This window comes from Streptomyces sp. NPDC044002 (assembly GCF_056434525.1).
Genome location: NZ_JBWKEZ010000016.1, coordinates 127,770 through 138,004, shown reverse-complemented (window position 1 = coordinate 138,004; position 10,235 = coordinate 127,770). Strand labels below are relative to the sequence as shown.

General features: G+C 71.1%; 7 protein-coding genes. 4 read left to right on the top strand and 3 right to left on the bottom strand.

The genetic code is table 11. The features are described 5' to 3' along the window. Nucleotides 1-170 precede the first annotated feature (170 nt). From AC07A6_RS15215 to dusB, 3 genes are all read right to left on the bottom strand, one after another. Nucleotides 171-1,199, bottom strand: coding sequence for an ArsR/SmtB family transcription factor (locus tag AC07A6_RS15215; protein ID WP_362462053.1), 1,029 nt, complete (start codon nt 1,197-1,199; stop codon nt 171-173). A gap of 458 nt (nt 1,200-1,657) precedes the next feature. Continuing rightward, nucleotides 1,658-4,366, bottom strand: a complete 2,709-nt coding sequence (gene ppdK / locus AC07A6_RS15210) for a pyruvate, phosphate dikinase (RefSeq protein WP_362462050.1) — start codon at nt 4,364-4,366, stop codon at nt 1,658-1,660. Between the two features lie 366 nt (nt 4,367-4,732). Further along, on the bottom strand, nt 4,733-5,875 hold the full coding sequence (gene dusB, locus AC07A6_RS15205) for a tRNA dihydrouridine synthase DusB (RefSeq protein WP_478777394.1): 1,143 nt from the start codon (nt 5,873-5,875) through the stop codon (nt 4,733-4,735). Nucleotides 5,876-5,927: 52 nt separating this feature from the next. Here dusB and AC07A6_RS15200 point away from each other — a divergent pair, with 52 nt between their 5' ends. The 4 genes from AC07A6_RS15200 to AC07A6_RS15185 all read left to right on the top strand — a co-directional run bounded on the left by AC07A6_RS15200 (nt 5,928) and on the right by AC07A6_RS15185 (nt 10,127). Next, nucleotides 5,928-7,463, top strand: coding sequence for an MFS transporter (locus tag AC07A6_RS15200; protein WP_362462046.1), 1,536 nt, complete (start codon nt 5,928-5,930; stop codon nt 7,461-7,463). A 148-nt stretch (nt 7,464-7,611) separates the two neighbouring features. Continuing rightward, complete coding sequence (locus AC07A6_RS15195) at nt 7,612-8,652, top strand: aldo/keto reductase (protein ID WP_386271779.1); 1,041 nt, start codon at nt 7,612-7,614, stop codon at nt 8,650-8,652. 21 nt (nt 8,653-8,673) lie between these two features. Further along, nucleotides 8,674-9,267, top strand: coding sequence for a TetR/AcrR family transcriptional regulator (locus AC07A6_RS15190; RefSeq protein ID WP_362462040.1), 594 nt, complete (start codon nt 8,674-8,676; stop codon nt 9,265-9,267). Between the two features lie 146 nt (nt 9,268-9,413). Then, complete coding sequence (locus tag AC07A6_RS15185) at nt 9,414-10,127, top strand: VC0807 family protein (RefSeq protein WP_478777393.1); 714 nt, start codon at nt 9,414-9,416, stop codon at nt 10,125-10,127. Nucleotides 10,128-10,235 lie beyond the last annotated feature (108 nt).

The following is a 10,235-nucleotide window of genomic DNA, read 5'->3' as shown; positions in this document are numbered from 1 at the left end:
ATTTAGCTGCAGTCGCGGGTTCTTCTTGTTGCGCTGCGCAGCCCCGCTCATCCACTGGTTGGGCCCCCCCCCCCCCCTCCCCCTTCCCCCCCCCCCCCCCCCCCCCCCCCCCCCCGGGGCCCCCCCCCCCCCCCCCCCCCCCCCCGCGGCGCGTCCGGAGAACCGATCCTTCAGGAGACCACCGCGCCGCCCTTGAGCAGGGCCGCGCCCAGCGGGGTCACCGTGTGCAGGACCGCGTTGCCGTGGCGCAGGGTCGTCACCAGGCCCGCCTCGCGCATCACGCAGGCGTGCTGGCTCGCCGAGGCCAGGGAGACCCCGGCCCGGCGGGCCAATTCGCTCGTGGTGGCCCCGTCGCCGATGGCCCGCAGCACCACCGAGCGGGTGTGGCCGACCAGCTTGCCCAGGGTGCGCTGGCGCTGCTCCTCGGCCGGCCGGGCGGCCTCCCCACTCGCCGCCGCGGAGGCCAGCTGGGCGGCGGCCGGGTAGACCAGCACCGGCGGCAGCTCCGGGTCGTGCAGCGTCACGGCCGTCCGGCGGCAGAAGAAGGACGGCTGGAGCAGCAGCCCGCGCCCGCGCAGCCGTACGTCCCGGTCCACCGGGTACTCGCACTCCAGCACCGGGGCCCGCCAGCGCAGCATCGGCGGCAGCGAGGCCAGCAGCTCGTCCGCGCCCCCGTCGAGGAGGGCGCGGCCGCGTGCCGCCCGCTCGGCCTCTATCTGGGCCTGGATGTGGCTCCAGTACGGCTCCACGGCCGCCCGGTGGTAGGCGCGCAGCTCGCCCAGCAGCCGGGGCAGGTGCTTGGTGCCGCCGTCCATGAACTCCCGCAGCCGGGTCGGCGGCGGGGTCCCGAAGGCGGCCCCGAAGCCCGTCCCGGCGCCGGCGCCCACGAGGGACAGCTCCCGGCGCAGCCGCTCGGGGCGCAGCGCGCGCAGCGCGTCGAGCCCGAGGTCCCACCCGTACTGGCCCTCGGCCGGGGTCAGGAAATCGGGGAAATAGCCGCGAGCCGGTATGAGCGCACCCAGCAGCCTTGTTTCACCATTCAACCTGCTCCGGGTTTCCGTGCGCCATTCGCCGAAGAACCGGGCGTCACGCCGGTCTCTTAAGCGATGAAAACTAAGAATCGTTTCCCACAACGCATCGGGACGCCCTGCCATCCGTACGCGTGCCAGGTCCACTCCAGTGAAATGGATACGAAGCACCGAACCCCCACCTGTGCAACCGCAATCCCCCCGCCCCACGAGTATGCATGCCGTCACACGTGGTCACCACGCCCTTTCGGCCACAGTTGAAACCCCTTTCGGCAGAGGCGTGACAAGCGAAATCCTGTACTCCGCCAGGCACACTCCGGTGCGACCGAAACGCTCCGTGAAGGCCGTGGGGGGCTTTGCGGAGCCTGGCGGTCGGTCGCACCGGGAAGCGCCGACGTGCCTGGCGGATAGGCGGCAGGCGGTGGACGGGTGGGGATCCGTCCACCGCCTGGCGCTGTAATGACATTGTTGAAAATTTCGCGATACGGGCCGTCTCGCACCAGGCGCCGAAATGGGTTGCGCCCTCCCCCGGCAGTCAGGGAACCGGGGGAGGGCGCAGTCTGTGGGGCTCAGGGAGCCCTGGGGGCCCTCACGGGCCGGGCGGGGCCCCGAAGGGCCCCTGGAGGGTCTCAGCGGCTGTCGGAGCCCTTGGCCTCGGCGGCGGCGCGGCCGGCCTCCAGGCGCGCCACCGGGATCCGGAACGGCGAGCAGGAGACGTAGTCGAGGCCGACCTCGTGGAAGAAGTGCACCGACTCCGGGTCGCCGCCGTGCTCGCCGCAGACGCCGAGCTTGAGGTCGGGGCGGGTGGCCCGGCCCTGCTCGACCGCGTGGCGCACGAGGGAGCCGACGCCGTCCCGGTCGATGGTCTCGAAGGGCGAGACCCCGAAGATGCCCTTCTCCAGGTAGGCCGTGAAGAAGCTGGCCTCGACGTCGTCGCGGGAGAAGCCCCACACCGTCTGGGTCAGGTCGTTCGTGCCGAAGGAGAAGAACTGCGCGGCCTCGGCGATCTGGGCGGCGGTCAGCGCGGCGCGCGGCAGCTCGATCATCGTGCCGACCGAGAGCTTGAGGCTGGTGCCGGTGGCGGCCTCGACCTCGGCGATGATCGCGTCGGCCTCCTCGCGGACGATCTCCAGCTCCTGGACGGTGCCCACCAGCGGGACCATGATCTCGGCGCGCGGGTCGCCCTTGGCGTTCTTGCGCTCGGCGGCGGCCTCGGCGATCGCCCGGACCTGCATGGCGAACAGGCCGGGGATGACCAGGCCGAGGCGGACGCCGCGCAGACCCAGCATCGGGTTCTGCTCGTGCAGCTTGTGCACGGCCTGGAGCAGGCGCAGGTCGTTCTCGTTGGCGTCCTTGCGGGACTCGGCGAGGGCGACGCGCACCGACAGCTCGGTGATGTCGGGCAGGAACTCGTGCAGCGGCGGGTCGAGCAGGCGGACGGTGACGGGCAGCCCGTCCATCGCCTCGAACAGCTCGATGAAGTCCTGCTTCTGCAGCGGCAGGAGGGCACTGAGTGCCTCCTCGCGCTCGCCGTCGGTGTCCGCGAGGATCAGGCGCTCGACCATCTCGCGGCGCTCGCCGAGGAACATGTGCTCGGTGCGGCACAGGCCGATGCCCTGGGCGCCGAAGCGGCGGGCGCGCAGCGCGTCCTCGGCGTTGTCGGCGTTGGCGCGGACCCGCAGGCGGCGGACTCGGTCCGCGTACGCCATGATCCGGTGCACGGCGGCGACCAGCTCGTCGGCGTCGTCGGCGCCGGCGTGCATGCGGCCCTCGAAGTACTCGACGACCGGGGACGGCACGACGGGTACCTCACCGAGGTACACCTTGCCGGTGGAGCCGTCGATGGAGACGACGTCGCCCTCTTCGATGACCGTCTCGCCGACCGTCATCCGGCGGCGCTTGGTGTCGACGTCGAGCTCCTCGGCGCCGCAGACGCAGGTCTTGCCCATGCCGCGGGCCACGACGGCGGCGTGCGAGGTCTTGCCGCCGCGCGAGGTCAGGATGCCCTCGGAGGCGATCATGCCGTCGAGGTCGTCGGGGTTGGTCTCGCGGCGGATCAGGATGACCTTCTCGCCGGAACGGGACCACTTGACGGCCGTGTACGAGTCGAAGACGGCCTTGCCGACGGCGGCACCCGGGGAGGCGGCGATGCCGCGGCCCAGCAGGGTCGTCTTGGCACCGTCGTCGAAGCGCGGGAACATCAGCTGGGCCAGCTGGTGGCCGGTGACGCGCTGGAGCGCCTCGGCCTCGCTGATCAGGCCCTGGTCGACGAGCTGGGTGGCGATGCGGAAGGCGGCGCCGGCGGTGCGCTTGCCCACGCGGGTCTGGAGCATCCACAGCTGGCCGCGCTCGATCGTGAACTCGATGTCGCAGAGGTCCTTGTAGTGGGTCTCCAGCGTCGTCATGATCGTCATGAGCTGGTCGTACGAGGCCTTGTCGATGGCCTCCAGGTCCGCGAGCGGGACCGTGTTGCGGATGCCCGCGACGACGTCCTCGCCCTGCGCGTTCTGCAGGTAGTCGCCGTAGACGCCGGCGTGGCCGCTGGCGGGGTCGCGGGTGAAGGCGACACCGGTGCCCGAGTCGGGGCCGAGGTTGCCGAAGACCATCGAGCAGACGTTGACCGCGGTGCCCAGGTCGCTCGGGATGCGCTCCTGGCGGCGGTAGAGCTTGGCGCGGTCGGTGTTCCAGGAGTTGAAGACGGCCTCGACGGCGAGGTCGAGCTGCTCGCGGGCGTCCTGCGGGAACTCCCGGCCGGCCTCCTTGGAGACGATCTTCTTGAAGACCTTGACCAGCTTCTTGAGGTCGGCGGCGTCGAGGTCGGTGTCGACGGTGACCTTCTTGGCGGCCTTGGCCTCGTCGAGGGCGTCCTCGAAGAGCTCGCCCTCGACGCCGAGGACGGTCTTGCCGAACATCTGGATCAGGCGGCGGTACGAGTCCCACGCGAAGCGCTCGTTGTCGGCCTGGGCGGCGAGGCCGACGACGGACTCGTCGGAGAGGCCGATGTTGAGGACCGTGTCCATCATGCCCGGCATGGAGAACTTGGCTCCGGAGCGGACGGAGACCAGCAGCGGGTCGTCCGACTGGCCGAGCTTCTTGCCCATCTTCGCCTCGAGGGCGGCGAGGTGCGCGCTGACCTCGTCGCGGAGCTCGGCCGGGGCCGAACCGCTCTCGAGGTAGACCTTGCAGGCCTCGGTGGTGATGGTGAAGCCGGGAGGGACGGGGAGACCCAGGTTGGTCATCTCGGCGAGGTTGGCCCCCTTGCCGCCGAGAAGGTCCTTGAGGTCCCGGTTGCCCTCGGTGAAGTCGTAGACGAACTTCTGATCTTTGTTTTCCGACACGGGTCTCGACTCCTCGAGGACTCGGGTGGCTGCCCTGACGGCCAGGAACATACCCAGATCGAAGGCTTCGCGGTACGTCCACTTGGCCGTCATGAGGGCGTAACCACCCGTGCGCCAGTGGATCGAAAGTAACCGGTCGGTAATGCGAACATACGAAGAGTCTTCAGAAGCCGAAGCGTGAGGGGCTCATTGAGGCTTGATCCCGCTCGGATGAGCGATCATCGATACATTTGCGTTCAACTCTTGAACGCACAAAGGGTGGCACCCAGTGCCACCCTTTGAAAGTCTTACCCGTGACTTACGCGCTCATCTGAGCGAAACCTCTCCCATGCGTGGCGTATATCACGCGGCACGGAGGGCGATTTCTCAGCCTCCGGACGTGTCCAGCTCGGCGTCCTCGCTCACCCCGGCGCAGTCGTAGGGATCCTTCAGCCAGCCGTCCGGCAGGACAACTCGGTTGTTTCCGGACGTCCTGCCCCGCGGGCCGTCGGCACCGTCGGGCCAGGGCTGGTCCAGGTCCAGCTCGCTCAGATGAGCGTCCAGTTCGGCCAGGGAGGAGGTGACGGCGAGCTTGCCCCGCATCTCGGAACCGACGGCGAAGCCCTTGAGGTACCAGGCGACGTGCTTACGGAAATCGATCACACCGCGCGCCTCGTCGCCGATCCACTCCCCCAGCAGCTGGGCGTGCCGCAGCATCGTGGCCGCGACCTCTCGCAGGTTCGGCCTGTGGAAGTCCTCGGGGCGCCCCTCGAAGGCGGCGACCAGGTCGTTGAACAGCCAGGGCCGCCCCAGGCAGCCGCGTCCGACCACCACGCCGTCGCAGCCGGTCTCGCGGACCATGCGCAGCGCGTCCTCGGCGCACCAGATGTCGCCGTTGCCGAGCACCGGGATCTCCGGGACGTGCTCCTTGAGCCGGGCGATGGCCTCCCAGTCGGCGGTGCCGCCGTAGTGCTGGGCGGTGGTGCGGCCGTGCAGGGCGATGGCGGTGACGCCCTCCTCGACGGCGATCCGGCCGGCGTCGAGGTAGGTGAGGTGCTCGTCGGTGATGCCCTTGCGCATCTTCATCGTCACCGGCAGGCCGTCGGCGCCCGCGACCGCCTCGCGCAGGATCGCGCGCAGCAGGTTGCGCTTGTACGGCAGGGCCGAGCCGCCGCCCTTGCGGGTGACCTTGGGGACCGGGCAGCCGAAGTTGAGGTCGATGTGGTCGGCGCGGTCCTCTTCCACGATCATGCGGACGGCCTTGCCGACCGTCACGGGGTCCACCCCGTACAGCTGAATCGAGCGCGGCTTTTCCGTCGCGTCGAAGTGGATCAGCTGCATGGTCTTCTCGTTGCGCTCGACCAGGGCGCGTGTCGTGATCATCTCGCTCACGAACAGCCCCTTGCCGCCCGAGAACTCGCGGCAGAGCGTACGGAACGGGGCGTTGGTGATGCCGGCCATGGGCGCCAGCACCACGGGGGGCTGCACGGTGTGCGGGCCGATCGCGAGGGGCGGGGGGAGCGTGCTCATCCCTCCATTCTCGCCCAAGCCGTGTTCGTTAGTTAGCCGTACTATCGGCGGTATGCATCACACGAGTGTCGTGGATCACATGAGCCGCAGGCGCCGCCTGCTGGTGCTGGCGATCTGCTGCATGAGCCTGCTGATCGTCAGCCTGGACAACACCGTCCTGAACGTGGCGCTGCCCGCGATGCGCCGCGAGTTCCACGCCTCGGTCTCCGGGATGCAGTGGACCATCGACGCCTACACCCTGGTCATCGCCTCGCTGCTGATACTGGCCGGGTCCACGGCGGACCGGATCGGGCGCCGCCGGGTGTTCGCCTGGGGGCTGGTCCTCTTCACGGCGGGGTCGGTGCTGTGCTCGCTGGCGCCGAGCCTGGAATGGCTGATCGCCTTCCGGATGCTCCAGGCCGTCGGCGGGGCGATGCTCAACCCGGTCGCCATGTCGATCATCACCAACACCTTCACCGACCCGAAGGAGCGCGCCCGGGCCATCGGCGTCTGGGGTGCGGTGGTCGGGATCTCGATGGCCGCGGGCCCCCTGGTCGGCGGGCTGCTGGTGGACTCGGTGGGGTGGCGGTCCATCTTCTGGGTCAACGTGCCGGTGGGGCTGCTCGCCCTGGTGCTGACCCTGCGGCACGTCCCCGAGTCCCGGTCCGAGCGGCCGCGCCGGGCGGACCCGGTGGGCCAGCTGCTGGTGATGGCGCTGCTGGGCGGGGTGACGTACGCGATCATCGAGGCCCCGGCCGAGGGCTGGAGCTCGCCGCCGATCCTCGGGTGCGCGCTGGGTGCGGCGGCCGCGCTGGCCGGGCTCCTGTACTACGAGTCCCGGCGGGCGGACCCGCTGATCGACCCCCGCTTCTTCCGCAGCGCCCCCTTCAGCGGGGCGACCGTGATCGCGGTGAGCACCTTCGCCTCGCTCTCCGGCTTCCTCTTCCTGACCACCCTCTACCTCCAGGAGGTGCGGGGGCTGGACGCCCTGGACGCCGGGCTGCACATGCTCCCGATGGCCGCGTTCGCCTTCCTCTGCGCGCCGGTGTCGGGGCGGCTGGTCGCCACGTACGGGCCGCGGCCGTCGCTGCTGGTCTCGGGGGTGGCCATGGGCGCGAGCGGCCTGCTGTTCGCGGCCTTCTCCGCGGAGACCTCCACGCCGCTGATGTTCACCGGGTACGTGCTCTTCGGCATCGGCTTCGGCCTGGTCAACGCGCCGATCACCAATACGGCGGTGTCCGGCATGCCGCGCGCCCAGGCGGGGGTGGCGGCCGCGGTGGCCTCCACCAGCCGGCAGACGGGCGGGGCGCTGGGCGTGGCCGTGATCGGGGCGGTGCTGGCGGCCGGCACGGCGGGCGGCGCGGACTTCGCGACGGCGACCCGGCCGGCCTGGTGGATCATCACCGGCTGTGCGCTCCTGGTCCTCGTGGTCGGGGCGGTCACCACCGGGCCGTGGGCCCACGCCACGGCGCTGCGCACGGCGCAGTCCTTCGAAGGGCCCTCGGCAGCCCCTTCCGCTCCCCCGCCAGGGCAGGCCTCCGGCCCGGGCCCCGGGCCCCGGATGGACGGCGGGATGCCCCCGGCGCCGGGCCCGGCTCCGGCCGGCTGACCTGCGGCGACGAGCGCGGCCCTGTGCGGCCGGACCCCCTCGGCGGGTCCGGCCGCACTCGTATGTCCACGCCCCCTCCCGGGTCACCCCTTCACGCTTACGGATGACAGATATTGAAATCTGTCATCCGTCATGCCATTCTCGTTCCATGACGACGAACGAGAACACCACCACCGCCACCCGCCGGCTGGGCGCCACCGGCCCCGCCGTCTTCCCCCTGGGGCTGGGCTGCATGGGCATGTCCGCCCTCTACGGCGAGGCCGACCGGGCCGAGTCCCTCGCCACCATCCACGCCTACCTGGAGGCCGCCCCGGAGGGCACGAGCACGCTGCTCGACACCGGCGACTTCTACGGCATGGGCCACAACGAACTGCTGATCAACGAGGCCCTGCGCACGGCGCCGACGGCGGCCCGCGAGCAGGCGCTGACCAGCGTCAAGTTCGGTGCGCTGCGTACGGTCGAGGGCGGCTTCACCGGCTACGACGGCCGGCCGGAGGCTGTGAAGAACTTCCTGGCCTACTCGCTCCAGCGGCTCGGCCGGGACCACATCGACATCTACCGGATCGCCCGCGTGGACCCGGACGTCCCGATCGAGGAGACGGTCGGCGCCATCGCCGAGGCCGTCCAGGCCGGGCACGTACGGCACATCGGCCTCTCGGAGGTCGGCGCGGACACGCTGCGCCGGGCCGCGGCCGTCGCCCCGATCTCGGACCTCCAGATCGAGTACTCCCTGATATCGCGCGGCATGGAGGACGAGATCCTACCCACCGCCCGCGAGCTCGGCATCGGCGTCACCGCGTACGGGGTGCTCTCCCGCGGCCTGATCAGCGGGCACTTCACCCGTGACCGCGCCCTGGCCCCCGGCGACTTCCGCGGGATGAGCCCCCGCTTCCAGGGCGACAACCTGCACCGCAACCTCGACCTGGTCGAGGCCCTGCGCAAGGTCGCCGAGGAGAAGGGGGTCACCGTCGCGCAGACCGCCATCGCCTGGGTGCTCTCGCGGGGCGAGGACATCGTGCCGCTGGTAGGCGCCCGCCGCCGGGACCGCCTCGCCGAGGCACTGGGTGCCATGCGGGTGGGGCTGACCGCCGCCGACCTCGCCGCCATCGAGGAGGCCGTCCCCGCGGGAGCGGCAGCGGGCGAGCGCTACCCGGCGGCGCAGATGGCCCACCTCGACAGCGAGCACTGAGCTGGCGGTACGGTCGTACCCATGCCCTCCGCTGCCGCCGAGCCCCTGACCCCCGAGCGCATCCTCGAAACCACCGAGGAGGTGCTGCGCCGCTTCGGCCCCACCAAGGCGACCGTCGTGGACGTCGCCCGCGCCCTGGGGGTGAGCCACGGCAGCGTCTACCGGCACTTCCCCTCGAAGGCGGCGCTGCGCGAGGCGGTCACGGACCGCTGGCTCGCCAAGAGCGTGGTCATGCTGGAGAAGATCGCCTCGGCACCCGGGGAGCCCGCGCCCTCCAAGCTGGAGTCCTGGCTGGAGGCCCTCTTCGAGGCCAAGCGGCACAAGGCGGGCGACGATCCCGAGCTGTTCGCGACGTACACGGTGCTGCTCGGCGAGAACAGCGGGGTGGTCGACGCGCATCTCGGCGAGCTGATCGACCAGCTGACGCGGATCATCGCCGAGGGCGTGGCCGCCGGCACACTGGCCGCGCCCGACGTCGCGGCGGCCGCCCGCGCCGTCTTCGACGCCACGGGCCGGTTCCACGACCCCCAGTACGTGGCGGACTGGCTCTCCCCCACGATCCTCACGGAGTTCGAAGCCGTGACGGCGCTGCTGATCCGGGGCCTGCGCCCCTGAACGGGCACCGCCACGGGCCCAGTTGACCGGAATCATTCCTTCCGGACAGTTTGGCGATCATTTTTGGGCATGTCGACTTGTACATGTCAGTCACGTTTCCTTACGGTCCCCTTACCGCACTCATCAGGTACGTCCAGGGGGACCCCTTGTCCACAGCAGCAGCACAGCCCGCACCACCCGCACGGTCCGGCGGGGCCGCCGCGATCGGCTTGATCCTGACCATCGCGTTCAACGTGGTCGCGCCGATCCTGACCTACAACATCCTCACCGAGGACCACGGCTGGAGCGAGGCCTCGGCGCTGCTGGCCAGCGGCATCTGGCCGGTGCTCGACAGCGTGATCATGGTGGCCTGGCGCCGCAAGCTGGACGAGTTCGCCGTCATCACCCTGGTGTTCCTGGCGATCACGGCCGTCGTCTCGCTCGTCGGCGCCCAGTCCACCCGGGCCCTGCTGGTCAAGGACTCCGCCGTGACCGGGCTGTTCGGGCTCCTGTGCCTGGCCACGCTGCTCGCGCCGCGTCCGCTGATGTTCTACTTCGGCCGGAAGTTCGGCACCGACGGCACCCCGGCGGGCGTGGCCTACTACAACGGCCTGTGGCAGTTCGAGGGCTTCCGCAACGCCCAGCGCCGCATGACCCTGGTGTGGGGCGTGGTCTACATCATCGAGGCGCTGGTCCGGGTCGCCCTCTCCTACGTGCTGGACACCTCCACCATGGTGACCATCAGCCCGTTCCTGATCTACGGGACGCTCGGCGGCCTGGCCCTGTGGACGGTCCGCTTCGTCAAGCGCACCAAGGCCGAGGGCGAGAAGCGCGCGGCGGCAGCCGCGGCGGCCGCTGCCGCGGAGGGCTCCGCGGCCTGACGCCCGGAGCGGACGCACGAAGACCGGTGGGGGGGGGGGGGGGGGGGGGGGGGGGGGGGGGGGGGAGGCGGGGGGGGGGGGGGGGGAGGGGGGGGGGGGGGGGGGGGG